Below are 25,106 nucleotides of genomic sequence, written 5' to 3' on the forward strand. Positions count from 1 at the left end.
GCCCATTAAACGGTGATTTTTCTACAGGGGACTTTCACCCCACTAGTCCACGCCCATGCTGGGCGTACCAAGGCGTTGTTACTCGCTGTGGCTACGCCTCCGCTGGACTGTAAAACTTGGCGTTAGCTTCTCTATGAACAAAGTATTGTTATTACCCATTCTTCTAGCGCTGGGAGTTGAAACGAGTGCTACTGAGGATATACGGTGCTCTAATGTCGAATCAGAGCAGAAAATGGAAGCTCTGGTTCAATTGAAGGCTCAGGTTCTAACTTATAAAGAAAAACACGGATTTTTTCCGGATAGTATAGAATCAGGGTCTCCCATATTTAGTAAAAATTTATCGCCAGTACTTAGAGATACAAATATTTGGATTGCAGATAAAGACGAAATTCTCCAAGCAGAAACAGAATTGGTTTCTAGTTGTTATTTGGAGAAAAAAGACTGTCAGACATATAAATCGCACTTTTGTCATCTTTCATTAGAATCGGAAAATGGATCATGCCGAGTGAAAGTACATCGACTTTTTGTTCTAAATTGTGGCAAATAAGCTAAATGGTGATCTTCCTACAGGGGACTTTCACCCCACTATTCCACGCCCATGTTGGGCGTACCATGCGCAGGCATAATAGCGCACTTTGTGCGCTGGACTCGCAACAAGTTCCTCGCCCGTGCGGCGGGCATTAGTGCTACCAAGAGTGAAGAATGTCTAAACCGTGGAGTAAGTTACAAAAAGAGTTATATCTTCTTCGTGCAGAAGGGCTGAAATTGCAGCTACAATGTCGTTCCTATCGAATGAACTCACAAATGGGAAGTACGAATTGTCCGCGCTACTGGATAACTCTCGGAAAAGATATCATCTGGGATTATCCAAAAGATTTTGTGGGTAAGTCACATCCAGAGAGAAAACCGTCGAAGTGGTATCCGTATGGAACTGACATTCCAGACATATCAAATCTAATTCGTGAATACATAGATACCCCTAAAGACGAAATTATGAATAAGATTTTTGAAAATGACTGCTGGGGGCTTATCAATATACTTCGAGCTGCAGATAAACGCATTGGAACTAGACGCCTGCCCAAATTGAAGAAAAAAATTGGTAATAAAGCGGCTTTAAAAATTATAGAATTCCGTATGGCCTCAGCACTAACTAAACAGTCAACCGGACTCTGCTAAGCGTGGTTCGTTTTACTCACAATACCACATTTAGCCTCGCTCAATTATTGAGATGTTTTGACTAGACCAATGACAAAATTCATTAAAACCCAAGACTTGGATAAATCTGCAAAACTTACTCTTGCCAACATGCAGGAGTACTATGACATGTATGGCGTTGACTGGACTTTATCAGATGTACGCAATGCAATTGAAGATCTTGAGAACTATGATGTAGTGAATGATGATGGAGTTTTTGGGGTTGTTAGACTCTCATTTGAAAGCAATCGCTGTCAACTGCGAGATATTCAAGTTGTATCTAATCAACAAAACAAAGGGTTAGGCGCTTTAGTTATCTCTAAAGTAACCGAGCTTGCAAGGCAAAAAAAACTAGGGTTCATTGATCTACGAGTATTTAAACGTAGTCCAGCATATAGACTTTATGGTCGCCTAGGGTTTGTCATAGAAAACGAAGATGATAAATTTTACCAAATGACGCTTACAGTCATATAAATCGGGTAGCCAGTAGTTTCTAACCACCGGCCCCCACACCCGCCATCGTGCGGGTCCGCAATGGGCCGTTCCTATCCGTAATCTCTGCCCAACGATAGTGTCGAGCAACGCTTCACTTGAGTTGAGTGTCATGGCAGTGCGCTACCTCTGAGTCAGCGGCCACGCCGACAACTTCACAGCAGCAAGCTAAACAGATCTCCCCAGATAAGAACGTGAACTTTCACCACACAGCTGCACCATTGACTCTACCCACTAGATCACACAGCTTCGGTGCCCTTGGCCACCTCGCCTCCGAGCTCAGCCTTATAGGGTGTTTCTGTTTATCAGCTCGTGGTCTTACCAGCGGGTTTCCTCTCTAAAAGACCTCACGGTATTTCAGTTGCCATTCGCTGGTAGTTAGCATTAAATGGTGATCCTCCTACAGGGGACTTTCGCCCCATTAGTTCACGCCGGTGCTGGGAATACTAAGTTTAGGCAGCATCGTCCCTTTGGGGCTGAACAATCACGCTACGCTCCAGCAACCACTGATAAAATCGTTATGTGGAAGTATATATGTTGAAGAAATTATGGGTACTATTGAGTTCTATTCTGTATATATCTTGTACGAATAACATCCCATATACCCACATCACGAAGGATAACTACGGGGATGATACTCCGGGCTACAAAGAGAAAGACTTAGGGAGTGGTCGCTACGATATTGAAGTGTGGGGATACGAAAATACTAAAGAAGAGTTGTATGTCTATTATCTGCATAGGCGATCCCAAGAGCTCTGTAAATCTGGATATACATATATACCCAGCGAAGTTGTAGAGATGGTTATGGTTTCTAGTGGCAGGCAACCTAAAGTGAATTCAGGTAGATTGTGGAGTATACAGTGTGTAAACCCATAGCGGCCACATGAATCGGGTAGCCAGTAGCTTCTGGCCCCACACCACTCACCATGCGAGTCTGCAATGGGCAGATCCCAATCCGTAACGAATATCTACCCAGCGATCACATAACGATATCAACTAAGTACACTGAAGGTTAACTACAGTAGGTTAAACAGATCTCTCCAAATAGGAGCGTGAACTTTTACTACACAACTGCACCATTGACTCTACCCGTTAAATCACCCGACGTCGGTGCCCTTGGCCACCTCGCCTCCAGGCTAAGCCTTACAGGACGTTTCTGTTCTTCAGCTCGTAGTTTTGCCAGCGGCTTCCTCCCCACAAGACATCCCTGTGTTGCAGTTGCCATTCGATAGCAGTTAGCATTTAATGGAACCCATTAAATGGTGATCTTCCTGCAGGGGGCTTTCACCCCATTAGGCCACGCCAATGCTGGGCGTACAACGTAGCAGCAACACGTAGCCTTTGGCTGCTGGGCTCAGCACTATGAGTTTCACCGTTGACCCAGACACAATAACTCAGTAAGGAGGACAAAATGAAAAAAGTGATTGGACTCGCCTTTGCTTTAATGTCTGTAAATACTTATTCTTCATGTGCAGGCGATGAGTATTCTAAATACCTAAAAGCTCAAAATAAGGCTTTCATGTACGCAGCATCAGAGATGTCCAAGGTAGATTCAGAAAACTACAATAAAGTAAAGGAATTCGTATCACTGCACATTAAAAGTAATAACTTACAAGTTTACATAGCAAAGAAGTTTGAACAAATAGCGCCTGATCAGTTGAATACAGATAGTATTATCGGGAAGTACGTAATAAACAACAGTATAGTTCTTGCCGATGGCACCACAGCACCAGCTTGGGATGAAATTCTTAAGGACGACTATCACTACACCAGTGAAAGAAAAGCGCTTGAACATTTTAATGATTTTTATATGATGGGCGGCTTTTCCTCTGACGTTGAGGAAAAGGCAAAGTTTGAAACCTTTTATAAGGCTAGAAATATATTTAACAATTACTTAATGCAGGCGCCAACAATGAAGATTGTAACCGCTGCTTTTAGCACAAAAATAAAAGATGTCTGCTCATTATAAATAGGGTAGCCGGTAGTTTCTAGCTACCGGCCCACCCATCATGTGGGTCCGCAATGGGCGGTTCCCTATCCGTAACGAATCCCTACCCAACGATAGTGCTGAGCAGATCTTCATTTGAGTTGAGTGTCATGGCAGTGCGCACCTCAACCTTATCTCCAACTGGAAATATATCGATAGGCTAACCCTGTCTTTTAACTCATGGATTTAGGTTGACGCTTTCACCCTACACAAGGTATTAATATTGGCATTAGGCTACTATGCCGTCGACTAACTTCTGTTTAATCACCTTGATCATTACTGACCGAAGCGCTGCTGTGTTTCACCACTTTCTCCCACCCCCGCAATGGTGGCTAGCGGATTGAGCCTACTAATGAGTCTGCAGTCACGCTGACAGCTTCACAGCAGCAAGCTAAACAGATCTCCCCAGATAAGAACGTGAACCTTCACTACATAACTGCATCGTTGACTCTACCCGATAGATCACCCGGCTTCAGTGTCCTTGGCCAACTCGCCTCCAAGCTAAGCCTTCTAGGATATTTCGGTCCGTCAGCTCGTAGTCTTACCAGTGGTTTCCTTCCCACGATACCTTACGACGTTGCAGTTGCCATTCGCTAGTAGTTAGCATTTAATGGCGCCCATTAAACTGTGATCTTCCTGCACGGGACTTTCACCCCATTAGTCCACGCCCACGCTGGGCGTGCCTAATTTAGGCAAGCGGACAAATTACTACGCCTTCGACTCCGTAATTTGCCGTTGCTAAAGGCGTTATGTGAGGCTAAGTCCAGGCCTTATTGAGAAATGTGGCGTATTTGACATTAGCTTAAAGGATCATCCTGACACTCACTGTAGTGCCACGACAAATTTACCAGACACAATAGGTTGTTTTTATGAAGCCTTTTAGTACTCAATTTACCTTATCCAGAGATTACCTTGCCGAATGCTATGATCAATCTCTACCCTATGGAAATAATGTCAAGCCCAATTATCTTCTTCCTACATTACTATTATCTTCTGGTGCGGGATTACTGTTATTTACTGAGCAACCTAAGATCGCAAGTTGCACGTTAATTGCATTAGGTGTGCTGGAACTGATTCACATTCGATATCGACGAGCTTGGTGGTTAGCACGGCAGATGCTTGGGAAAAGTGCCGGTAGTGAAGTGAAATTAACCATAGATAAGGATGGAATCCAGACCCAGAATCCTTATACGATAACAGCTCTGTTGTGGGCAGATATCGAGCGTATTATTGAAACCGATTTAGGTCTTATTTTGGTGGCTAAATCTGGGGGGCAGCAGTACTTGTCTAAATCGTTATTACCAGCTGAGTTAATTAATGAGATAGTTACCAAGATTAAGGGTAAACATTGATTTCAATAAAAATTGAAGTCGCCTCTACAATACTGCTAATACAATACATAAATCCGGTAGCTGGTAGTTTCTAACTACCGGCCCCCACTCCACCTATCGTGCGGGTCCACAATGGGTGGTTCCGTATCCGTAGTGAATACCTATCCAGCGATCACGTAACGATATCAACCAAGCACACTGAGGGTTAACTACAGTAGGTTAAACAGATCTCCCCTGATAGGAGCGTGAACTTTCACTACACAACTACATCATTGACTCTATCAATAGATCACTCGGCTAGGTGTCCTTGGCCACCTCAATCCCAAGCTGAGCCTAATAGGATGTTTCTATTCGTCTGGTCGATGTTTTGCTATCGGCCTCCTCCCCACAAAACCTTGTAGTGTTACAGTTGCCAATTCCTAGTAGTTAGCATTTAATGGAACCCACTAAATGGTGATCTTCCTACAAGGGACTTTCACCCCACTAATCCACACCCATGCTGGGCATGGCTAAGAAAAGGCAGAACGCTAAAGAGCCTGTGCGTCTGCTTTGGGCGTTAAGCACCAGATCAAGTTATGAGTATCGAAAAGGAAGCTAAAGATTTCAAAGTAAAAACAGGGATAGAACTCCCTGTATCTTTAATTGAACTCTACAAAAAAAGGGAATGGAGGTTTTGGCCCAGAATATGGCATGCTCGGAATTATTACTGGCCACAAAAACGACTTAGATGATTCGATTTTGAGCTTATATCAGAGTTTTTGTTCTGGAGACCCTGATCACCCCAACTGGATTTGGCCAACAGAACTAGTTTCATTTGTTCATGTCGGGTGTGCAATCCACTACTGTATGGATTCTACTTGCCAAAATAATAAAGTCATTGAATTCGATCCGACAGGCTATGATCCAGAGGTGGGCCCTAAAGGCCATTTCAAAGAGATTTGTCCGTCTTTTAAGGAATGGATAGCAAGCAATGTGTAAATACTTAACAAACCGATCAACTTCGCGCCTACGTGGCCAGACAGCTAAAAACGTGGCTTCGCCACATTGCTACCGCTATTGAGGCGTTAAGCGAAAAAGATATGAGTACAAAAGAGGCAATGGAAAGGCTAGGGTATACGCAGGAATGGATCGATAGAGGTGTCATCTCTGAGGAATTTCTAGCCTTGCAGTACCACGAGATAAATAATAGTGAGGACCAAAATGCAGAGCATTATAGGTGGGGTGGATTTCTCAACTATATTCGTGGAAAAAGCACACTATCAGATAATGAGGTAGAAAATATATTTGCTCTTGAAGATCGTGGTCCTGACGATATCGATCTACATATTAATAGAGTAATTGAACTGATTCAATCAGGCCTGCTAACCGATGAACAGTTTGTAAACATTGCGAACCATAATGAGATTTTAGAAAAACCGATACAGAAGATATATCAACGGTTTGCATTGCGTCGAAAAATTCGTTCAATTGGTATTGAGCTAGCGTTTGATGAAGTAAAATCGTCAACAGATACTGCAGTGCATGAGTATGTACTGGATCTTCCTGATATTAAATTAGAGCATGTCAGGTGGTTGGCGGAAAATGGCGCCAATAAGCGAGTACGTAATATTGCAGGCCAAATGGCCAATAGTCGGAGATTCAGGGGTGACGTTTAAATCGGGTAACCGGTAGTTTCTAGCTACCGGCCCCCACACCACCCATCGTGCGAGCCCACAATGGGCGGTTCCCGATCCACAGTGAATCTCTACCCAGTGATAGTGTCGAGCAGCTCTTTATTTGAGTAGAGTATCACTGCGGTGCGCTACTTCCGAGTCAGCGGCCACGCTGACAACTTCACAGAAGCGAACTAATCTGATCTCGCAGATAAGAGCGTGAACTTGCACTACACAACTGCATCATTAACCCTACCCGCTTGATCACCCGACTTCGGTGTTCTTGGCCACCTCGCCTCCAGGCCATTTCATAGGAAGTCTCTGTTCGTCAGCTCGTAGCTTTACTAGTCGCTTCCTCTCCACAAGATCTCCCTGTGTTCCAGTTGCCATTCGCTAGTAGTTAGCATTTAATGGAACCCATTAAACGGTAATCCATCTACAGGGAACTTTCACATCATTAGTCCATGCCCATGTTGGGCGTACCAAGTTTAGGTACGGGGCACAGCTGAAGCTACATACTAAAAGTTCTAGGGCACTTCAAAGAAATCTAAATATGTTCAAGAATATAGACGTTATACCTCAATTTCCTTCGTTAACTCCAGATGATATTTTGGACATTAGTAATCGCCTTAAAGATAGATTTGGATACAAAAAATTTCCAAGTGAATATGGCGATTTTCTACAAGAAACAAACGGCTGTTTATTTTCGTCTAATGATGAAGACTTGGAAATTGGAATCCAGCTTAAAACTGATTTGCCATTCATACAAAAGGCAAATGTGGCGGGTATTTTTGGCGTTTGGTATGACCGCTTTGATGGTAATAAACCTTCAAATTTATACTGGCCAGAACTGTTTGCCTCTAATGAAAACTCTAAAGAAAATTTTGATGTTCTTCCTGACAATATGATGTCTTTTGCATACGAGGACGAATCATGCGGTAGTCTCTTTGCAATATCCACTGACCAAAGAGATTTTGGTCAGGTCTATTACTATTATGACAATTACATGTATTCGATAGTTGGACGTAAATTTATGCTAGAGAAGTTTGGCTACTGCTACTACGACCAGAAACTATTAAATACTTTAGAAAGATATGGCTTTGATCGAGCCCAAGTAAAGAAAACAAATGAATTGGCTCAATTTGAACCATTTCAAATCATAAATAATTTAGAAGGTTTGCCTAAAGATTGCGAGTTCGAACTGTCGAGAAATGAATTTATTCCAGTGGCAAGTTCCTTTAATGACTTTATAGCCAAACTAACAGAGGTTGAGTTGTGAAAGCCCTAAATCGGGTAGCCGGTATTTTCTAGCTACCGTTCCTCACACCACCCATCTTGCTGGTCCGCAATGGGTAGTTCCCTATCCGTAGTGAAGCTCTACCCTACGATAGTGTCATGGCAGCGGACTATAGTTATCTGTCTATCCATGTGCGGAACTTTTTTTATAGGAACTTGAATTAATGATTGCTGAACTTAGATTGAGTGTTCTACTTCGAGGAGAAAAATTTTCTCCAAAAGAGGCAGAGAATGTCACAGGACTTAGACTTCAAGATAAATTAGAGCTTGGAGAGATTTCCCCAAGGGGTCCCTATCGAGGTAAGCCTGTTCCCTATGGTACTGCTCAGCTCGAAGTTCCCGCTGAAATACCATATGACAACAGGTTAATGTGGATAATTCGGACCCTCGAAGTAAACCTTAAAAAGCTATATGGATGTGGTGCTGAAGAGACAAGAATTTATGCAGGTTACTTCTATAAAGATCAATGCAACTTTTGTTTTAACAGGGAAGAGTTGTCCGCAATAGCGAAACTTGATATAGATTTTGCTATATCGTGTTACGACATTTCAGATGAAGAATAAATATACCAAACCAGATAGCCAGTAGTTTCTAGCTACCGGCCCCCACACCACCGATCAGCCGAGTCCGTAATGAATAGTTCCCTATCCATAATGAATCTCTACCCTGCTATAGTGTCAAGCATCTCTTCATTTGGGTTGGGTTTCATGGCATTGCGCTACTTCCGATTCAGCGGCCACGCTGACAGCTTCACAGCAGCGAGCTAAACAAACCTCCCCAGATACGAGTCGAAGCCTTCACTACACAGCTGCATCATCAACTCTACCGGTTAGATCACATGCCTCACTTCGCCTCCAGGCTAAGCCATACAGGATGTTTCTATTCATCAACTCGTAGTTTTGCTAGCAGCTTCATCTCCACAAGACCTCGCGGTATTGTAGTTGCCATTCGCTAGTAGTTAGCATTTAATGGATCCCATTCAGCAGTGATATTCCTACAGGGGATTGGTCCACGCCCATACTGGGAATACCAAGGCCAAGTAGCATCCCCCCTTCGGGAGCTGGACCTCGCTACGCTCGGCCGCTGTTGGCGGCGTTAGATTTTCTGCTTATCGGAGATAGGGAATGTCAACGAGAGAAATCTCCAAATATTATGACTCAACAGAACACAGTGATACTCGAGAAGATTTAATTTTTGCTCTTAGCGAAGTAAAAGGAAGAAAGGTTGCTATTGATTGTGGCTGTGGAGCAGGATCAGATATCGCTTATTTGCGCGGTAAAGATTTCACAGTTCATGCCTTTGATATCGAAAATGAATCTATATCTAGATGTCGTAAACGATTCAAAGATGATGAGCAGGTTATTCTATCAAAGGATAGTTTTAATACTTTTAACTATCCTGAGTCCTCGCTGGTAGTTGCTGATGCCAGTCTTTTCTTTTGTCCTGAAAAAGATTTTGAGTCAGTTTGGTTGAAAATAACTGACTCTTTGACAGAGGGTGGAATCTTTTGTGGTTCATTCCTAGGGCCGAAAGACACAATGGCTGGGCCTGAGTATGATAAGGAAGCATTTTGGAGTGATACTCTAGTTATGAATGAATCGAAGATAAGAAAATACCTCAGTAACTTTGAGCTATTAAAGTGGACTGAACATGACCTTTCAGGAGAAACTACAGATGGTACACCGCATCATTGGCATATATTCTCCATCGTAGCGAAAAAAAACCTAAATCGGGTAGCCGGTAGTTTCTAGCCCCCCCATGCCACCCATCGTGCGGCTCCGCAATTGGCGGTTCCCTATCCGTAATGAATCTCCGTTTTACTAGCGGCTTCCTCTCCATAAGATCTCACAGTGCTGCAGTTGCCATTCGCTAGTAGTTAGCATTTAATGGAATCCATTGAACGGTAATCTTCCTACAGTGGGCTATAACTCCATTAGTCCATGCCCATGCTAGGTGTTGCTGGACTCAGCATTGTGTGCTTCCTCGTCGCGCCAAGTGTTAAACACACGCAAGATTAGGAGTCCTCTCCGTTTTATCGCGGCTGCTGAACCCGATAATTGATAGAGGAAAGAATAATGGATGATTTAAGAGGCAGGGCTGCGAGAAGATCCAAGACCAAAGCTAAGCCCCATAAGAATAGTGCTAGAATTGAAAAGCCGAGGATTTCGGAGAAAAACTGGAAGTTGATGTATACATGCTCTGAAAAGCTTCGTAGAGCTAAGCAATTAGGGATCGAGTACCCCAAGCGAACTATGCTTCAAATCCTAAATACTGAGCTTCCTGAGAAAGATTAAGATATGCGAAATCTCTTATTCATATGTAGCCGGAATCAGTGGCGTAGTCCTACAGCTGAAGCCATTTGGAGAAAACACCCTGATTTCAACGCTAAATCTGCGGGTACCAGCCCGCGAGCTAAAAAAACAGTCAGCTCAGCGGATGTTCGCTGGGCTGACGTGATATTCGTCATGGAACAAAAGCATAAAAATAGGCTAATAGCAGAATTCTCTAGAATCCTGGATCATAAGCCAGTTCATGTCTTAGATATCCCAGATGAATACAAGTACATGGACTCAGAGTTAGTTCAAGAATTAGAATCGGTTGTTGGGGCATACTTGGAGAGTTAGTGCCGAGGTTCAGTCCTTAACAAATTTAGGTAAGCTGAAAAATTACTAGACCTGCGGTTCCGCAGTTTCCCTCTGCTAAAAACGGTAGGTGCGTAATATCGACAACCTCGTTGAGACATAATAATGAAGAAACTCAAAAACGAAAAAGAGTTAGTGAAAAAGGCTATAGCACTCGGTACTGCATATGGCACCAAGCGAGGAGTTGTCGAGTTCGAAGCTACCGATTCAGCTCACGAGAAACTCGAATATATTTACCGTCTTTTAGTTCACGATAAAGTAATTCAACCGCTTCCAGAAGACAAGATATCACAGAAGGCAATCATGCATAGGTTGGCAATTTGGGCTTCAAAGTACTGAGCGCTCTAATAGGATTTTCAACTAAATCAAGTAGTCGCTAGTGTCTAGCGAACCGCCCGATTCATACCGCCATCAGACAAGATACTTTGCCCATTGATGTATCGGGCTTCATGTGAAGCAAGAAAGACACAGGTCTGCCCGATTTCTTCGAACGTGGCAGTGCGCTGTGCGGGTATGGATCTGCGGGCAAACTCCGACAGGTTTACGTTTTCACAGAAGCCCGGCATTAAATTATTCATGCGAATATTGTATCTTGCATAACGATCACCATAGAGCTTGGCAAAACTGTGTAAAGCGCCACGCAGCATGCTCATCGGATAAGGCGCTCTCGGCTCAACCGTATTCATTGAAGAAATATTGACGAATGCCCCTCCCCCCTGCTCGATATAAATCGGCGTGACGATACGGGCAAGCTTGACGACATTGAGCACGTACATATCGAGGCTCTCATGCCAGAGATCATCACTTAGCTCGAGCAGGGGGCCGTTGAAATCAGGATCGAACCCTACTGTTTTAATTTCTTCCGGCACCCCGCCACCATGGCCCATATTGCTAACGACGGCGTCGATACGGCCATAGGTTTGCATCGTGTCGTCGACCATTGCTTGCAGATCTGCGGTTTCGAGAACCGAACCCTGCCGCCCTATACCACCTAATTCCTTGGCCAGTTCAACACTGCGGTTGGAAGGGGACATCAACGAGACTTTGTAACCCGCCTTAGCCATTTCGCGGGCGCAGCCGGCACCAATTCCCTGACCAGTTCCAGTCATAATAGCAACTCTTGTTTCGGACATTACGCTATCCTCTAGTGCAAATAATTCATGGGTGGAGATCAATATACGATCTTTAAAAGTGGCAGCAAAAGGATATAATTACATGTACTTATGAGTTTAATTCATACCAAAACACGATCTTTACCATCTTTGACCGGCTTGCGTGGGTTTGAGGCTGCGGCAAGGCATATGAGTTTTACCGATGCTGCGAAGGAGTTGAGCGTTACGCAAACGGCGATCAGTCACCAGGTGAGAAATTTGGAGTCGAGACTGGGTGTAAAACTGTTCCATCGTGCGGGAAAGTCGATTTCATTGACCGATGCTGGGAAAAAGCTGTTATCCGAAGCCAGTGAATGTTTTGATCGACTCGAAAATACACTCCACCTCATCAAAGCCGAGAGTCAATCTCCGGTGGTAACCGTGAGCGTAACCCCCAGTTTTGCCAGCAAATGGTTAATACAGCGGTTAGGTAACTTCTGGAGAACCTACCCTGATATACAGTTGAATGTTCACCATACCCTGGCTCTCGCCAATTTCACTAACGATGGTGTCGATATTTCCATTCGAGCTGGTGACGGAAACTGGCAAGGTTCAGTGACCAGGCTTTCGTTGCCGCTCGATTTAAGCCCGATTTGCCACCCTGCACTGCTTAACGGCAAAAATCCTTTGAAAGAGCCTTCCGACCTCAAGCATCAAACCTTACTGCATGAAGATAATTTTGACGATTGGGCATCGTGGCTCAAAGCAGCCGGGGTCGACGATGTCGATCCGCGATCAGGTAGCGTCATGAATGATGGTAACTCTCTCGCAATTGCCGTCGAAAACTGCCAGGGCGTTGCATTGGGCCGAATATCTCTAATCGAGGATGACTTAAAATCTGGAAGAATCGTAAAACCATTCGACGTGAGTATTGATTCCAACTTTTCTTATTATCTTGTCTGCCCATACGAAAAACTTGATAGCCCTGGAGTACAGGCTTTTCGTAATTTTATACTCAGCGAGGTAAATCAAGCTGTTCAACGCAAGCCCGGAGAGGGATAAGGTATCGCTCAACAACAATCAATTAGCTGGACACGGCAAAGCCTCGCCGATAACCCTAAGCGTTAATAGTCTTATGAAAATAATCCATCTACAAGTAAAATATTTTCAGGAAATATTGATCCAGCGGTCTCGTAGCTAATTGATACAAGGAGTTCCGAAAATAATAATGTTTAAAATCCGCAAAAGTAAAAAGTTACGGTCACGTAGCTTGATTAGGCACCAGAGTCAGCACTACATGTTTTGCTAGGTGCTAACAATGCTAAATACATACATTATATACACAAGTGTAAAATGCCGAACGGAGAACACATGAATAAAGTAAGAGATACAGGTGATATTGAAGGTAGAAAATTTAGCAAATCAGAAATCAAAAGACTGGAAATAGAGCTCTAACAATACCCCACCCTAAAGATATCAACAAAGCGATCTTTCGCAATCTAAATATATTGATAATCACTTACCAAAAAAAATAATAAAATTCAAAATAGAGCACCCCAAGCTTTAACACTTGTTATTACTTAGCTTTGATTTAATAACTACATCATCAGTATTTAGAGAGTCACATATGGCTCATGATAACCACGGGGCAGCAATGTTTAGATGAGATATTATTGCGATTATACCGTCTACAACACTAACCTATGTCCAACTTTATTGGCAACCCAGGACAACACCGTTAAAACAGGAAAACAGGAAAACAGGAAAACAAATAAATCATCAGCCTTGGAAGGGTAACAAGAGAAGGGGAAGTATGAAGTGGCTTAAGATAAGCCACTTCTATTACAAAAGGCTAATATCTACTAAAGCGGTAACGGCATAGGTTTTTCATTCACCTTAAGCTCACTATCTTTCAGGCTGACATTTGAGATGTAGCCGTCATTGGTAGACACTAACAAACCTTGCTGTTCAAGGGACGCTAATATGGTCGGCACCTGTTGAGCAGCGATTTGCTCCAGTTGCTCTTCACTCATACCTTGAGTTTGAGGGTTATTTTTCAATTGAGCTTTCATCACTTGTACGGCAATAAATTCAATCACAGCTTTATCGCCACTTAGCTCTCCGTCAACTAAGGTGTGTGACAGCCAAAAAGCCGGATCTAGTGGTTGCTCCGGTAACGCACTGATGCCAACTAAGCTAGTATGAAGGTTACTATTAAAGCTGCCTTGTGGGAAAGTACCGCGTAAGCTGGTAATGTTCAGTTGAGGCTCGCCAGCCACTAAAGATAGCAAGTTTTCGCTCATAAACTCCATTGTCTTAGTAGTTGCTTCTTCCGTAGGTAGTTTATTGAGTGAAACGGCAAAGTCCTGATAAGACTTCAAAAATTCCTGACTGATATTGGTGACCTCAAGCTCAAGGGCCAGATCTTCACCGTGGAATTCAGCTATATCGACCTTTTTAGTTCCATAGGCAACTTGCATATTCCCCAGCTGATTTTCTGGGTTGAGTTCAGTACTGGCCTTTATATATAAATCAGCAATGTCAATATTTTCGTTTTGCTCTCTATCATTTAACTTTACGGCACCAAAGTTAATTGTTGTATCAGAATCATAAAACGTACTTTCAAACATTGCTTCAAGGGAGGAAGGCATGGTCATATCCATAGTCAACCTTTCAACCTTAAAATCCCTTAGCTCGGAAGTAACGGTAAGGCTATCGGCACTCCCCTGGTAAGTTAGTTGCTCATCCTGATATTGCCCACGACCCTGAAAACCACTAAAAGTTAACTGAGTTTTTTGATCCTCAACATCAGTAGTAAATGGTGTAATGCTATCGTTATAGTAATAACTACCTAAGGCCTTCATATTGCCATGGACCTGGTAAAAAGGAGCCTCCTCAGCCCAAACCAAATGTTCACGCAATTGATCACCGGCGACTTCTAGCGTCCAGCCAAGCCATCCGAAACCGGCATGTTCACCGAAGCGAAAGGGGCCGTGGGAAGCACTGAAATCCACTTCTACAGAAAAAGATTCAAGTTCAGAGGTAACTGGTATATCCGCGAAAGCATTGACATCCATGCTGACCAAAAAGGTGGCCTGGGTTGAAAACCAGGATGAATCCATGTTTTTTACTTCAACCGTGTATGCCGAATTTTTATTCGCAGTAGCGAGTATTTCATCAATGGATGACTCGAGCTGAGCACCTACTATTTTAGGCCCAACAATACCGGTAAGCACTGCTGCCGGAAGCAATACACTTAATACTTTTTTCATTAAGATAAATCCAAACTACAAATATGATGATGGGAAATAAGTCTATTATTTGCTATTATTATCTCATACTTACAGTTAGCTGTAAGTGAATATGTAAAATATTTATCCTTTTCACTCTAAACTACAAAACGGGCGTCCCACAACAACAATATGTGAAGCGGACTCTATGAAACCCACCACATTAACTATCTTGACTGGCGCCCGTGATGGCAAAGGGGGAGGTTTCCCTCACCGACAATGCGAACGCCTTGCTCAACTGTAATTGGCACAAATTCTTATGCTCTTTAAAGGATCGTGTAAATGTAACCGTTGACGATTTGAGGTTCAGTTTACTGGGCCACTCGAAGGTTTAAATCCACACGTATGCGATTGTAATTATTGTCAAGCTAACCCATCACGCATTATTAGTGATCCAAATATGTTAGTAATTTTCATTGGAGATGGAATTTCAACTAGACAAAATTGGGATCAGCTCGCTAATTTCTATCATTGTAAAAGTTGTAATCAACTGTTAGCCGTAGGCTGCGATATAAATAGTCAGCTTCGCGGAGCGGTAAATCTCAACATATTGAACGACATGAATGAAATTGGCAAACCTGTTCAAGTGAAGCCAAGACTATTAAGTGCCGAAGAAAAACTAGAACGCTGGGGCAAGTTGTGGGGCTCCCTCAGTGGGCTTTAAAGGCATAATAAGATACAGCAATAGGTCCTGTTGATCACAGAGGCCGCCAAAATATCGCCTCAACCGAAGTGATCTTGAACTTTCAGGATATTAACACTAATACCGCCTAACCCAACTTTGTTCGCCCGGGTAAATAACCATAGCGCGTAATAGAGGGTTTACCAACCTTGGTTTTCAATGAGTGGTGTAGGTCAAGCAATTCAATTTGCTCAACCTGAATAACTTGCGCCTTCTTTAGCGTTATCCTTAATCAAGTCAAATGAGATCGTTTTCCACAGTGACACGACACTACCATCATTCATGGAAAAGCATTCCTCTTGATTGTTAATTGGGCCAGATCAATCAGTGCACCGCATCACAGTCTTTCTATCTCAAACACCAGAAAAGTTACATCTAATTAGCTTCTGAAATTTCTCTTTGAGATTGAGAGACATTGTTGAGGTCTTCTCCTATAGAAAGGTTAAGGCGAGTCAGTTTTGCATTCAGAGTTACCACAACCGCTAAAACGACCAATAGGACAGTAGCTGGTAAAGCAGTGCTGAGCGCTTGCCCAGCCAACAGGTGCGATCCCGCAGCTCCGATCAAAGCGATGGAGAAACCTGCATATCCCCACTGTTTAAGTGTTTCAAACTTTGGTTGAAGGATTACAATCGCGCCGATCAAATAGGCGGTACCTAAGATTTTCAACAAATATAGGGGGTAGCCTAGTTCATTCGCTGCCTGAACGAGGTCCTCTTGCCCAGATAGTTTGGACATGCCCGATGCCGCCATAAGCACTGCGAACAAAGAAGAGGCCACATAAAAAATGACTGCTTGTTTTCTCATGAAGGGAATCCTGTTTCATTGAATAACATGCACAGATTAGGTGTTCCCTTATTGCAGTTATATAGACAAAAAGGCAAACTGGTATTGCATGAATGCAACGTCAGGTTTGTGATATGGATTGGAACGATTTGAAGGTCATTATCGCGCTTGCAGAGAAAGGAACCTTAAAGGCGGCTTCTAGGCAGTTGAATGTTAATTCGACCACTGTGTGGAGGCGGATCCAGCAGCTTGAAAGTGAGCTTTCAACGCAGCTATTTATTGTTAGTCGTCGCGGCTACCAACTGACTGAGGCGGGGCGAACTGTTTTGGATAGTGCCAAGCGAATGGAGTCATTGGCCGATGGCATCCTCATTCAAAGTTCTCTGCAACATGACAAAGTTCAAGGTTTAATTCGTGTTACCGCACCCTCAACAATGGCAACGACCACTTTGCCCGAGTGGGTTAGTGAATTCCGGAGGTCATTCCCCGACGTTGAGTTTGAGATCCTTGAAAGTGAGCAGGCTCTGGATATCGAGCATCGCGATGCGGACATTGCCATTAGGGCAAGTCATACAGCACCGGAAAACCTTATTGCGCGTAAAATGAGAGATGTAAATTTAAGCATCTATGCCTCTGAAGACTTTTTGAAGGCTAGTGGGTATAACGCTCCTTTCAAGTTGTCCGAAATTGAACGCCTAACAGCTATTGACTACGTGCACTTAGATAACCCAGCAGTGCATTGGTATCAGAAACGAATTAAACACAATGCTAAATCCATATATTGTAATTCTATCACTACAGCATTGAACGCTGCGCTTAATGATCAAGGGATAGCATTGTTACCAACTGATGATTCATACGATCTAGTTGAACTCTATCAACTGGACGCTAAGTACAACTCATCTTTGTGGATTCTTGCTAATAAGGATCTGAGAAACACAGCACGTATCAAGGCTTTTTGGGACTTCTTAATTACTAAAATGGAAAATTATAAAGTTCAATGATTTGCATGTTCCTATGCATGGAACTATCAGGGGGAGCTAAAATTCTATGTATTACGAAATGTTACAACACCAAAGGTTCCTCTATCTCTTCTTCATTTTCTTGTCATCTTATTTTTCTGCCTAAAGTCCAAACCTGACTATGCAATTTACAGTTAATAGGTTTCTGATAAGTCCCCGTTTATGCGGGCCTTGATAGGCTGGCTATCAAACAAAATGTTACAAATCAAAGGCTTAGGTTACCATTGAATATTGGCTTTAATTTCCCGCTAACAAAAAGGAGTTCAGTATCAGAATCAGGCAAGAACAACCATACAAAGCCAAGCACGATCGCAAGAACAAGTATTTGTTGGACCACCACCATTTTGCAGCCATGCTCCATATTGATTGGCGCTTGCTGTACAAGTAAAAATTTGGAATTTTCAAGCAATGTCAGGAATTATAGAATTAGAGCGTCTTTTGAGCGAAATGAATCCCGAACTTATTGAAGATGAATTTGTATTTTGCACTGTTTCAGGCTCATTAGCTCAATATATTGAATGGAACCCACTTGCGAGCTTCAATGAAAAAGAAGGATTAACACTTGTCTTAACAAAAGATATCGCAAGCCGAGAGGGCTTGCAGTTTAAAAATACTTACAAGCAAATAACTTTAACCGTACATTCTAGTTTAGAGGCTGTTGGATTAACAGCCGCTGTTTCTAACAAACTAGCTTCGAAGGGTATTAGCGCAAATGTAATTGCAGCATACTTCCATGACCATATTTTTGTACAATCAGAAAAAGCAAGGAAAGCGTTGATTGCATTGAAAGAAGTCGGCAAAAACGGTTTATAAGTGCTCCAACAAGGGCATATACTGGCTGACTACTACGCTGCGTGTCAGATTTTGACCACCTCGTATATTCCTATTAAGCAAGTGTTAAGATTTTAGGGTTGAGAAAGTATGGCAAAGGAAATTGAGCGGAAGTTCTTAGTAGATGAAAAGTCTATTGCTTCTTTTACAGGAGGAAAGAGAATCAAACAAGCCTATGTGAGTACGGAGTCCAAAGCTGTAGTTAGAGTTCGTGTAATTGGAGATCGTGCATACCTAACATTGAAAGGTGAAAGTAAAGGAATTACACGGACTGAGTTTGAGTATCCAATACCCTTTGAAGACGCAAATGAAATGATTGCGGAGCTATGTGATGGTCCCCTCATAGATAAAACGAGGTTCATAGTAGAGCACGAAAAACACACTTGGGAAATAGATATCTTTCATGGAGATAATGACGGCTTGATTGTTGCTGAGGTCGAGATGCAAAGTGAATCTGAGAGTGTGGTGTTGCCGGAGTGGATTGATAAAGAGGTTACTGGAGATCCAAAATATTATAATTCCAACTTACTAGATTTTCCATTTAAAGATTGGGATAAATCATAACTAGAACGTGCGCAACATTGACACATAATTCGCTGAGCTAATCACAAAATAAATTCTGTATGTCCTCGGCTCAGCCAGGCATCATGAGTAAATCACTATGAACCCAGCCATAGAAGAATTAAAAAGATATTTAACCGAGCTAGAATCGGTGAATGACTTTGAGTCGATAGAACTTAAATCTGAGCATATTGGCATTTTAATTCAGGTAAAGTCGGCGATAGGACAGCTTGAACTATGCGAAAAGTATGGTATCAGTGCAGCTTCACTAGTAAGTAGTTTACTCAAAACTGAAAATCCAAATTTTTGCTATTTAGTGGTACATGAAAACGAATCGTCGAACCCTGATAGCTGGGAGGAAGTTATCTTCGAAGGACAGAAAATTCAGTTTAGTGGTGGTGACCTTGTAATTCGCAAGCAATCTACACACAGCAAATCATTGTCGCCAATCAACAAACTGCTTATATATTACAATTCTTATAGAAGTTAAGCACTAAAGACCCACGCCGAAAGCATGCTTAAAAAGAGAATAAAAGGTACTCAGAAGCAAGCGATGACTACCACCACAATAAGAGTAATTTGCTTATTAATTTTGGTTTTAGGAATCACACTCCTCTTTGGCTTTATAAAAATCCACAACCCCGATGTAAGCTTTGAAAGCTCAGATGGCCGCTGGGGAGACTCTGAAGTTCAGCTCAAGGGGCGAGATTATTCCGTAATAGGAGAAGGATTCCGTAGGTACAAACTTCAATGTAACGCAAGCGATGTGTACCTTGTTAGAAATACCAAAAAGAATTGGATAAATGTACTTGCTTGGCCAAACTATCTCTCTCATGAGAAATGGAAAGTCCCATACAGAACGGCAAGTGGAGTACGCTATGATGGCATTATTAGGTGCCAGACAAGCCAATGACACCACACTCTAAGTCCAGTACTGCGTAACCCTAAAAACTTCAATCTGCTTTTGATCAGAGGAGTAGTTTAAGAACAATAGGACCCTCCTTCACCTTCTGAAAACTGGCGCACATTTTCATTTATTGAGCTGTCGCAAGACATTACATAACCCTACCGAATAAAAAGTATATACATAAGAATTAAACGTTCCTTCGCACCACTGGCGCTATCTCCCGCAACGATTTATAAATCAGACAAGCGAATAGGATTACCGACAACTAAAAAATTTCGCAGAAAAGCAATAATCGTTTTTCAAATTATCTCTTCTTGCGTGAGAGCACCCTCAAAATCAGCATTCTTGATTTGCCCTTTTACTGCAAGACCAGTGATTGATACGGGCTTCGCCCGCAGAAACATGGGAGAGCGAAGTTGAATTACCCGGATCAGTTCACTCCTCAGATTTGGCCATTGATTGTTTATTGTCTGGCCGTATTTGCCCTAATTACCTTAATGCTCAGCCTTTCCTATTTTCTCGGTCAGAAACGCAGAGACCCGGCTACCGATGAGCCCTATGAGTCGGGTATTGTTTCCCAGGGCAATGCGCGTCTGCGCCTCTCTGTCGCCTATTACCTTGTTGCCATCCTGTTTATCGTCTTCGACCTGGAGGCGATTTACCTGTTTAGCTGGTCCATCGCATTTTATGAAACTGGCCTGCTCGGGTTTATCGAGGCCACCGTATTTATCGTGATACTGCTGGTGGGGCTTATTTATCTGTGGCGCCTGGGTGCACTTGACTGGGGCGGATACCAGAAGAGTTTGGAGAAACGCCAAAAACCCCGATAACAACAATGAGAATTCATAATGCGCTGGAAGCTGAGCAAAGCCGACGACCTGATTGCTACCGAACACGGCAATCCTTCTGAAGAAATAAGCACTCAAGATTTAGAAAAAAATATTCTCCTTACCAAACTCGAAGAGCTGGTTTCCTGGGGCCGTTCAAATTCCCTGTGGCCATTTAACTTCGGGTTGTCCTGTTGCTATGTAGAAATGGCCACCGCCTTCACCAGCCGCCACGACATCTCCCGCTTTGGCGCTGAGGTCATCCGTGCAACCCCACGACAAGCGGATTTAATTGTTATTTCAGGGACAGTTTTCCTGAAAATGGCACCAGTGGTACAGCGACTCTACGAGCAAATGATCGAACCCCGTTGGGTCATCTCCATGGGTTCCTGCGCAAATTCCGGCGGTATGTACGATATCTACAGTGTGGTTCAGGGGGTCGATAAGTTTCTCCCGGTCGATGTTTATGTGCCCGGCTGTCCACCTCGCCCAGAGGCTCTACTGCAGGGATTGACCTTGCTGCAAAAGTCGGTGGCTGCGGAGAGACGAGCCTTCAGCTGGGTTGTGGATGATCAAGGAACTCACAAGGTTCCAAAGCCCAGTCAGCGTGACCTCCATAGGGAGGAACGTATGAAAGCTGACATGCTACGTGCGCCCGACAGTGTTTAGGCTTCATGGAATAAGAAAAAAACAACGGAATAGCCAATGACTGGCGTAATTGCGAAAACTGTCCACACAGCAACTCCCTACAGGAAAGCAGCAGAGGCATTTATTCGGGACCTCGACACCGGATATAAGCTTCACTCGTTCTGGTGGCAGCCACACTGTGATGATATGCCCACACTGTGGATCGAGAAACATGCCTTGATCCCTCTTTTACTCTTTCTCAAGCGGGATATCACCCAACCATTTGAAATGCTGTATGACCTGAGTGCTATCGACGAACGGCTGCGGATCAACCGTGGGGAGGGAACCGAAAAACAGCCTTCCAGCGATTTCACCCTGGTATATCAACTACTTTCATTTACCCGCAATTTATTTATCCGTATTAAGGTGGCTCTTCCCGAGAGTGATCTGAGTGCACCGACTATTACTACCGTTTGGGAGAATGCCAACTGGTATGAGCGGGAAGTGTGGGATCTATTCGGTATCGACTTTCCCGGTCATCCCCATTTACAGAGAATCATGATGCCGCTGACCTGGAAGGGGCATCCACTGCGTAAGGATCACCACGCCCGGGCTACCGAAGTCGACCCATTTAGTCTGTCAGAAGAGAAAGAGCGCAAGGAACAAGACGCCCTGCTGTTCCGGCCGGAAGACTGGGGCATGGCCAGGAGTAATGAGGATTCGGAGTTTATGTTCCTCAACCTGGGCCCGAATCACCCCAGTGTGCACGGGGTATTCCGTGTAGCCCTTCAGCTGGATGGTGAACAGATTATCGATGCAGTGCCAGATATCGGTTACCACCATCGCGGTGCGGAGAAGATGGCCGAGCGCCAAGCCTGGCATACCTATGTGCCCTACACCGACCGTATCGATTACCTCGGCGGTGTCATGAACAACCTGCCCTATCTGATGGCACTGGAACAACTCGCCGGCATTAAGGTCCCTGAACGCGCACAGATGATACGGGTGATGATGTGCGAGTTCTTCCGCATATCCAGCCACCTGGTATTTTTTGGCACCTTTGCCCAGGACGTGGGGCAGATGTCTCCCGTGTTCTATATGTTTATCGATAGGGAAAAACTGTTTGGAATAGTTGAGGCCATTACCGGCGGCAGGATGCACCCGGCATGGTTCCGTATCGGCGGTGTAGCGCAGGACTTACCCCAAGGTTGGGACAAGATGGTGCGGGACTTTCTCGACTATATGCCCGCACGCTTAGCCGATTACGACGGCATGGTCATTAAAAACAAACTCCTGCAACGCCGCACCCGTGGTATTGGTGTCTACGATACGGCGGAGGCGTTTGAGTGGGGGGTTACCGGGCCAGGGCTTCGCGCCACGGGCCTGGATTGGGATCTGCGCAAGAAACGCCCTTACAGCGGCTATGATCAGTTCGAGTTCGAGATTCCCAGCTACGATGGTGGGGACTGTTTCGACCGCTGCCGGGTCCGGGTGGACGAGATATGGCAGAGCCTGCGGATTATCCGCCAGTGCCTGGAAAATATGCCGGCAGGCCCTTATAAGTCGGACCACCCTTTGACTACCCCTCCGCGAAAGGGGCGCACCATGGAGGATATCGAGACTTTAATTCAGCACTTTGTGAATAACAGCTGGGGACCGGTAATGCCAGCCGGCGAAGTGTGTTATCCCATTGAGGCCACTAAAGGAATCAACAGCTACCAAATCGTTAGTGATGGGGGGACCACCTCATACAGGACCCGAATTCGCACCCCTTCATTCCCACACCTGCAAATGATTCCGTTAATGTCCAACGGACTATTGATTGCTGACCTTATTGCCATTATTGCCAGCATCGACTTCGTCATGGCGGATGTGGACAGATAACAATAAAAAACTACGGCACGCACAGGGCCGTATAGCAGCGGAGTAGAAAAGTGTACGGAAATATACCCAGCGTTTCAGCCATCGCACACACAGATGGCAGCAGCGCCTCAACGAAACCTCCGCAAGTTCTATCTCGGGGGCGACTATGTCCAGCTTACTAGAACCGGAATTGATTGAAGTAATGGAGCAAGGCAATAGCAACTCAGCAGACAACCAGGCGACCTTAACAGTACAAGAAAAAGAGGAAATTGATCAGGAAGCCACCCACTACCACGAAAAAACTTCAGTGGGGCTCGAGGCGTTGCGGATTGTACAGAAACATCGCGACTGGATTTCCGATGAGAGCCTCCAGGCAATTTCCAATTATCTGGATATTCCCGTTGCAGAACTTGAGAGTGTCGCCACCTACTTCCAGTTGATTTTCCGTCAACCAGTAGGCAAGGAAGTGATCTACCTGTGTAAAAGCTCCAGCTGCTGGATTATGGGTTGCGATAATTTGCAGAAAAAAATATCTGAGCGCTTAAATATCCAGCCTGGAGAGACCTCCGAAGATGGGATTTTCACCCTGCTGGAAACGCCTTGCCTGGGAGATTGTGATAAAGCTCCAGTCCTTATGCTCGGCGAGGAGATGCATCGCCATTTGGATGAGAAAGGTATTGATGAATTAATCGATAAGAAGAAAAAATACCATGCTGACAAATCCACTGACTAAGAATATTTCCAGTGACAATATTGCCGCCACTATTGAGCAATATGTGGAAAACGACGGCTACCAGGGCTGGCGCAAAGCCATCACCATGGTACCGGACGATATTATCAACGAAGTAAAAGATGCAGGCCTGCGTGGACGCGGTGGTGCGGGGTTTAACACTGGGCTGAAGTGGAGTTTTGTACCTAGGGGTGAAGATTCGCCCAAACAAAAGTACGTTGTCTGTAACGCCGATGAAATGGAACCCGGCGCCTTCAAAGACCGATTGCTAATGGAGCGAGACCCCCACCTCCTTCTAGAGGGAATGGCTATAGCCGCCTATGCCATTGGCGCCTCTCACGCCTATATTTTTATTCGTGGTGAATACCACCTGGCTGCAAACCGGCTCGAACAGGCAATCGATGAAGCCAAGCAGCAGGGCATGATTGGCGAAAATATTTTCGACAGTGGCTTTAATCTGGAGATCTGTCTGCACCGCAGCGCCGGTAACTATATCTGTGGTGAAGAAACCGCACTGCTAAACGCCCTTGAAGGCAAGCGGGCCATTCCCCGTGCCAAGCCCCCCTTTCCACAGGTCAGCGGGCTTTGGGGCAAACCCACCGTCGTTAACAATGTAGAGACCTTGTGCAACCTCCCCCATTTAATTAGCCACGGCGTGGAGTGGTACAAAAACCTTAGCCGGGGTGACGATGCGGGAAGCAAAATATTTGGTGTTAGCGGCAAGGTTAATAATCCAGGGGCTTGGGAACTCCCAATGGGGACGCCCATTCGCGAAATTATTGAACAACATGCCGGTGGCATGAAAGATGGCCTGCAACTGAAGGGCATTCTTCCCGGTGGAGGATCGACCGACTTCCTCGGCCCGGACCACCTCGATCTTCCCATGGATTACGACGTTATCGGCAAGGCCGGCAGCCGTATGGGGACCGGCACGATCACCGTGCTCGACGATAAAACCTGCCCTGTAGGCCTGGTACTGAACCTGACCCAGTTCTTCGCGCGGGAATCTTGTGGCTGGTGTACCCCCTGTCGGGACGGCTTGCCCTGGGCCGTCAAAATTCTGGAGAGAATAGAGTCTGGCCAGGGGACTAAAGAAGACTTGGAACTCCTCAGGGAACAGTGCGAGCGTATCGGCCCCGGCAATACTTTTTGCGCCCTGGCTCCCGGCGCTGCAGAGCCTATACAAAGTGCGTTAAAACTCTTTGAACAGGATTTTATCGACCATATTGAAGGCGGTTGTTGCCCCTACCAATAAATTAGCGCGACAACTCTGCCCCTGAAAGCATTAATAAAAA

General features: G+C 44.5%; 25 protein-coding genes. 22 read left to right on the plus strand and 3 right to left on the minus strand.

Going from position 1 to position 25,106, the window contains the following annotated elements; genetic code table 11:
• The first annotated feature begins 133 nt into the window (after positions 1–133).
• The 11 genes from ACJJIN_RS13030 to ACJJIN_RS13085 all read left to right on the plus strand — a co-directional run bounded on the left by ACJJIN_RS13030 (position 134) and on the right by ACJJIN_RS13085 (position 10,933).
• Positions 134–547, plus strand: coding sequence for a hypothetical protein (locus ACJJIN_RS13030; RefSeq protein WP_444894997.1), 414 nt, complete (start codon positions 134–136; stop codon positions 545–547).
• 155 nt (positions 548–702) lie between these two features.
• Positions 703–1,176 carry an SF0329 family protein gene (locus ACJJIN_RS13035; RefSeq protein WP_444894998.1) on the plus strand — a complete coding sequence of 158 codons (474 nt, stop codon included), beginning with the start codon at positions 703–705 and terminating at the stop codon, positions 1,174–1,176.
• 69 nt (positions 1,177–1,245) lie between these two features.
• The gene (locus ACJJIN_RS13040; RefSeq protein ID WP_444894999.1) at positions 1,246–1,668 is read left to right on the plus strand and encodes a GNAT family N-acetyltransferase; all 423 of its coding nucleotides are present in this window, start codon (positions 1,246–1,248) and stop codon (positions 1,666–1,668) included.
• A 1,429-nt stretch (positions 1,669–3,097) separates the two neighbouring features.
• The gene (locus ACJJIN_RS13045) at positions 3,098–3,655 is read left to right on the plus strand and encodes a hypothetical protein (protein WP_444895000.1); all 558 of its coding nucleotides are present in this window, start codon (positions 3,098–3,100) and stop codon (positions 3,653–3,655) included.
• An 887-nt stretch (positions 3,656–4,542) separates the two neighbouring features.
• Positions 4,543–5,025 carry a YcxB family protein gene (locus ACJJIN_RS13050; RefSeq protein WP_444895001.1) on the plus strand — a complete coding sequence of 161 codons (483 nt, stop codon included), beginning with the start codon at positions 4,543–4,545 and terminating at the stop codon, positions 5,023–5,025.
• Positions 5,026–5,646: 621 nt separating this feature from the next.
• Positions 5,647–5,982, plus strand: a complete 336-nt coding sequence (locus ACJJIN_RS13055; protein WP_444895002.1) for a hypothetical protein — start codon at positions 5,647–5,649, stop codon at positions 5,980–5,982.
• 101 nt (positions 5,983–6,083) lie between these two features.
• Positions 6,084–6,659 carry a hypothetical protein gene (locus ACJJIN_RS13060; protein WP_444895003.1) on the plus strand — a complete coding sequence of 192 codons (576 nt, stop codon included), beginning with the start codon at positions 6,084–6,086 and terminating at the stop codon, positions 6,657–6,659.
• Between the two features lie 550 nt (positions 6,660–7,209).
• Positions 7,210–7,935, plus strand: coding sequence for an SMI1/KNR4 family protein (locus ACJJIN_RS13065; protein WP_444895004.1), 726 nt, complete (start codon positions 7,210–7,212; stop codon positions 7,933–7,935).
• 181 nt (positions 7,936–8,116) lie between these two features.
• Complete coding sequence (locus ACJJIN_RS13070) at positions 8,117–8,515, plus strand: hypothetical protein (protein WP_444895005.1); 399 nt, start codon at positions 8,117–8,119, stop codon at positions 8,513–8,515.
• A gap of 561 nt (positions 8,516–9,076) precedes the next feature.
• Entirely contained in the window at positions 9,077–9,703 is a 627-nt protein-coding gene (locus ACJJIN_RS13075; RefSeq protein ID WP_444895006.1) for a class I SAM-dependent methyltransferase, read from the plus strand.
• A gap of 996 nt (positions 9,704–10,699) precedes the next feature.
• On the plus strand, positions 10,700–10,933 hold the full coding sequence (locus ACJJIN_RS13085) for a DUF5062 family protein (RefSeq protein WP_413664607.1): 234 nt from the start codon (positions 10,700–10,702) through the stop codon (positions 10,931–10,933).
• A 44-nt stretch (positions 10,934–10,977) separates the two neighbouring features.
• Here the strand turns inward: ACJJIN_RS13085 and ACJJIN_RS13090 are convergent, their stop codons facing one another.
• The gene (locus ACJJIN_RS13090) at positions 10,978–11,727 is read right to left on the minus strand and encodes an SDR family oxidoreductase (protein WP_444895008.1); all 750 of its coding nucleotides are present in this window, start codon (positions 11,725–11,727) and stop codon (positions 10,978–10,980) included.
• A 90-nt stretch (positions 11,728–11,817) separates the two neighbouring features.
• On the opposite strand from ACJJIN_RS13090, the gene gcvA reads away from it, so the two are divergent.
• Complete coding sequence (gene gcvA / locus ACJJIN_RS13095) at positions 11,818–12,747, plus strand: transcriptional regulator GcvA (RefSeq protein ID WP_444895009.1); 930 nt, start codon at positions 11,818–11,820, stop codon at positions 12,745–12,747.
• Between the two features lie 800 nt (positions 12,748–13,547).
• On the opposite strand, the gene ACJJIN_RS13100 is transcribed toward gcvA, so the two are convergent.
• On the minus strand, positions 13,548–14,957 hold the full coding sequence (locus ACJJIN_RS13100) for a YdgA family protein (RefSeq protein ID WP_444895010.1): 1,410 nt from the start codon (positions 14,955–14,957) through the stop codon (positions 13,548–13,550).
• Between the two features lie 418 nt (positions 14,958–15,375).
• On the opposite strand from ACJJIN_RS13100, the gene ACJJIN_RS13105 reads away from it, so the two are divergent.
• Positions 15,376–15,639, plus strand: a complete 264-nt coding sequence (locus tag ACJJIN_RS13105; protein WP_444895011.1) for a hypothetical protein — start codon at positions 15,376–15,378, stop codon at positions 15,637–15,639.
• 393 nt (positions 15,640–16,032) lie between these two features.
• Here the strand turns inward: ACJJIN_RS13105 and ACJJIN_RS13110 are convergent, their stop codons facing one another.
• Entirely contained in the window at positions 16,033–16,464 is a 432-nt protein-coding gene (locus ACJJIN_RS13110; RefSeq protein WP_444895012.1) for a DoxX family protein, read from the minus strand.
• A gap of 113 nt (positions 16,465–16,577) precedes the next feature.
• On the opposite strand from ACJJIN_RS13110, the gene ACJJIN_RS13115 reads away from it, so the two are divergent.
• The 9 genes from ACJJIN_RS13115 (at position 16,578) to nuoF (ending at position 25,066) form a co-directional block, all read left to right on the plus strand.
• Positions 16,578–17,447 carry a LysR family transcriptional regulator gene (locus ACJJIN_RS13115; protein WP_444895013.1) on the plus strand — a complete coding sequence of 290 codons (870 nt, stop codon included), beginning with the start codon at positions 16,578–16,580 and terminating at the stop codon, positions 17,445–17,447.
• A gap of 426 nt (positions 17,448–17,873) precedes the next feature.
• Positions 17,874–18,278 carry an ACT domain-containing protein gene (locus tag ACJJIN_RS13120; RefSeq protein WP_444895014.1) on the plus strand — a complete coding sequence of 135 codons (405 nt, stop codon included), beginning with the start codon at positions 17,874–17,876 and terminating at the stop codon, positions 18,276–18,278.
• Between the two features lie 108 nt (positions 18,279–18,386).
• The gene (locus ACJJIN_RS13125; RefSeq protein WP_444895015.1) at positions 18,387–18,860 is read left to right on the plus strand and encodes a CYTH domain-containing protein; all 474 of its coding nucleotides are present in this window, start codon (positions 18,387–18,389) and stop codon (positions 18,858–18,860) included.
• Between the two features lie 97 nt (positions 18,861–18,957).
• On the plus strand, positions 18,958–19,347 hold the full coding sequence (locus ACJJIN_RS13130; protein ID WP_444895016.1) for a hypothetical protein: 390 nt from the start codon (positions 18,958–18,960) through the stop codon (positions 19,345–19,347).
• Between the two features lie 833 nt (positions 19,348–20,180).
• A complete protein-coding gene (ndhC, locus tag ACJJIN_RS13135; protein WP_282934024.1) occupies positions 20,181–20,594 on the plus strand; it encodes an NADH-quinone oxidoreductase subunit A in 414 nt (137 codons plus the stop codon).
• Positions 20,595–20,612: 18 nt separating this feature from the next.
• On the plus strand, positions 20,613–21,260 hold the full coding sequence (locus ACJJIN_RS13140) for an NADH-quinone oxidoreductase subunit B (RefSeq protein WP_282934025.1): 648 nt from the start codon (positions 20,613–20,615) through the stop codon (positions 21,258–21,260).
• 36 nt (positions 21,261–21,296) lie between these two features.
• A complete protein-coding gene (gene nuoC / locus ACJJIN_RS13145) occupies positions 21,297–23,102 on the plus strand; it encodes an NADH-quinone oxidoreductase subunit C/D (RefSeq protein ID WP_444895017.1) in 1,806 nt (601 codons plus the stop codon).
• Between the two features lie 145 nt (positions 23,103–23,247).
• Positions 23,248–23,814 (plus strand): NADH-quinone oxidoreductase subunit NuoE, encoded by a 567-nt coding sequence (gene nuoE / locus ACJJIN_RS13150; RefSeq protein WP_444895018.1) that lies wholly within the window; start codon positions 23,248–23,250, stop codon positions 23,812–23,814.
• Positions 23,792–25,066, plus strand: coding sequence for an NADH-quinone oxidoreductase subunit NuoF (gene nuoF / locus ACJJIN_RS13155; RefSeq protein WP_444895019.1), 1,275 nt, complete (start codon positions 23,792–23,794; stop codon positions 25,064–25,066). Before nuoE ends, nuoF begins: the two co-directional genes overlap by 23 nt.
• The last annotated feature ends 40 nt before the right edge of the window (positions 25,067–25,106 follow it).

This window comes from Microbulbifer maximicatervae (SeqCode) (genome assembly GCF_052467505.1).

Coding starts and splice junctions, on each gene's coding strand:
- ACJJIN_RS13140 (WP_282934025.1), top strand. CDS start 20,613: ATGCGCTGGAAGCTGAGCAAAGCCGACGACCTGATTGCTACCGAACAC.
- gcvA (WP_444895009.1), top strand. CDS start 11,818: ATGAGTTTAATTCATACCAAAACACGATCTTTACCATCTTTGACCGGC.
- ACJJIN_RS13100 (WP_444895010.1), bottom strand. CDS start 14,957: ATGAAAAAAGTATTAAGTGTATTGCTTCCGGCAGCAGTGCTTACCGGT.
- ACJJIN_RS13075 (WP_444895006.1), top strand. CDS start 9,077: ATGTCAACGAGAGAAATCTCCAAATATTATGACTCAACAGAACACAGT.
- ACJJIN_RS13030 (WP_444894997.1), top strand. CDS start 134: ATGAACAAAGTATTGTTATTACCCATTCTTCTAGCGCTGGGAGTTGAA.
- nuoF (WP_444895019.1), top strand. CDS start 23,792: ATGCTGACAAATCCACTGACTAAGAATATTTCCAGTGACAATATTGCC.
- ACJJIN_RS13035 (WP_444894998.1), top strand. CDS start 703: ATGTCTAAACCGTGGAGTAAGTTACAAAAAGAGTTATATCTTCTTCGT.
- ACJJIN_RS13065 (WP_444895004.1), top strand. CDS start 7,210: ATGTTCAAGAATATAGACGTTATACCTCAATTTCCTTCGTTAACTCCA.
- ACJJIN_RS13085 (WP_413664607.1), top strand. CDS start 10,700: ATGAAGAAACTCAAAAACGAAAAAGAGTTAGTGAAAAAGGCTATAGCA.
- ACJJIN_RS13120 (WP_444895014.1), top strand. CDS start 17,874: ATGTCAGGAATTATAGAATTAGAGCGTCTTTTGAGCGAAATGAATCCC.
- ACJJIN_RS13040 (WP_444894999.1), top strand. CDS start 1,246: ATGACAAAATTCATTAAAACCCAAGACTTGGATAAATCTGCAAAACTT.
- ACJJIN_RS13115 (WP_444895013.1), top strand. CDS start 16,578: ATGGATTGGAACGATTTGAAGGTCATTATCGCGCTTGCAGAGAAAGGA.
- ACJJIN_RS13045 (WP_444895000.1), top strand. CDS start 3,098: ATGAAAAAAGTGATTGGACTCGCCTTTGCTTTAATGTCTGTAAATACT.
- nuoE (WP_444895018.1), top strand. CDS start 23,248: ATGTCCAGCTTACTAGAACCGGAATTGATTGAAGTAATGGAGCAAGGC.
- ACJJIN_RS13050 (WP_444895001.1), top strand. CDS start 4,543: ATGAAGCCTTTTAGTACTCAATTTACCTTATCCAGAGATTACCTTGCC.
- ACJJIN_RS13110 (WP_444895012.1), bottom strand. CDS start 16,464: ATGAGAAAACAAGCAGTCATTTTTTATGTGGCCTCTTCTTTGTTCGCA.
- ACJJIN_RS13070 (WP_444895005.1), top strand. CDS start 8,117: ATGATTGCTGAACTTAGATTGAGTGTTCTACTTCGAGGAGAAAAATTT.
- ACJJIN_RS13105 (WP_444895011.1), top strand. CDS start 15,376: ATGTTAGTAATTTTCATTGGAGATGGAATTTCAACTAGACAAAATTGG.
- ACJJIN_RS13130 (WP_444895016.1), top strand. CDS start 18,958: ATGAACCCAGCCATAGAAGAATTAAAAAGATATTTAACCGAGCTAGAA.
- ACJJIN_RS13125 (WP_444895015.1), top strand. CDS start 18,387: ATGGCAAAGGAAATTGAGCGGAAGTTCTTAGTAGATGAAAAGTCTATT.
- ACJJIN_RS13090 (WP_444895008.1), bottom strand. CDS start 11,727: ATGTCCGAAACAAGAGTTGCTATTATGACTGGAACTGGTCAGGGAATT.
- ACJJIN_RS13060 (WP_444895003.1), top strand. CDS start 6,084: ATGAGTACAAAAGAGGCAATGGAAAGGCTAGGGTATACGCAGGAATGG.
- nuoC (WP_444895017.1), top strand. CDS start 21,297: ATGACTGGCGTAATTGCGAAAACTGTCCACACAGCAACTCCCTACAGG.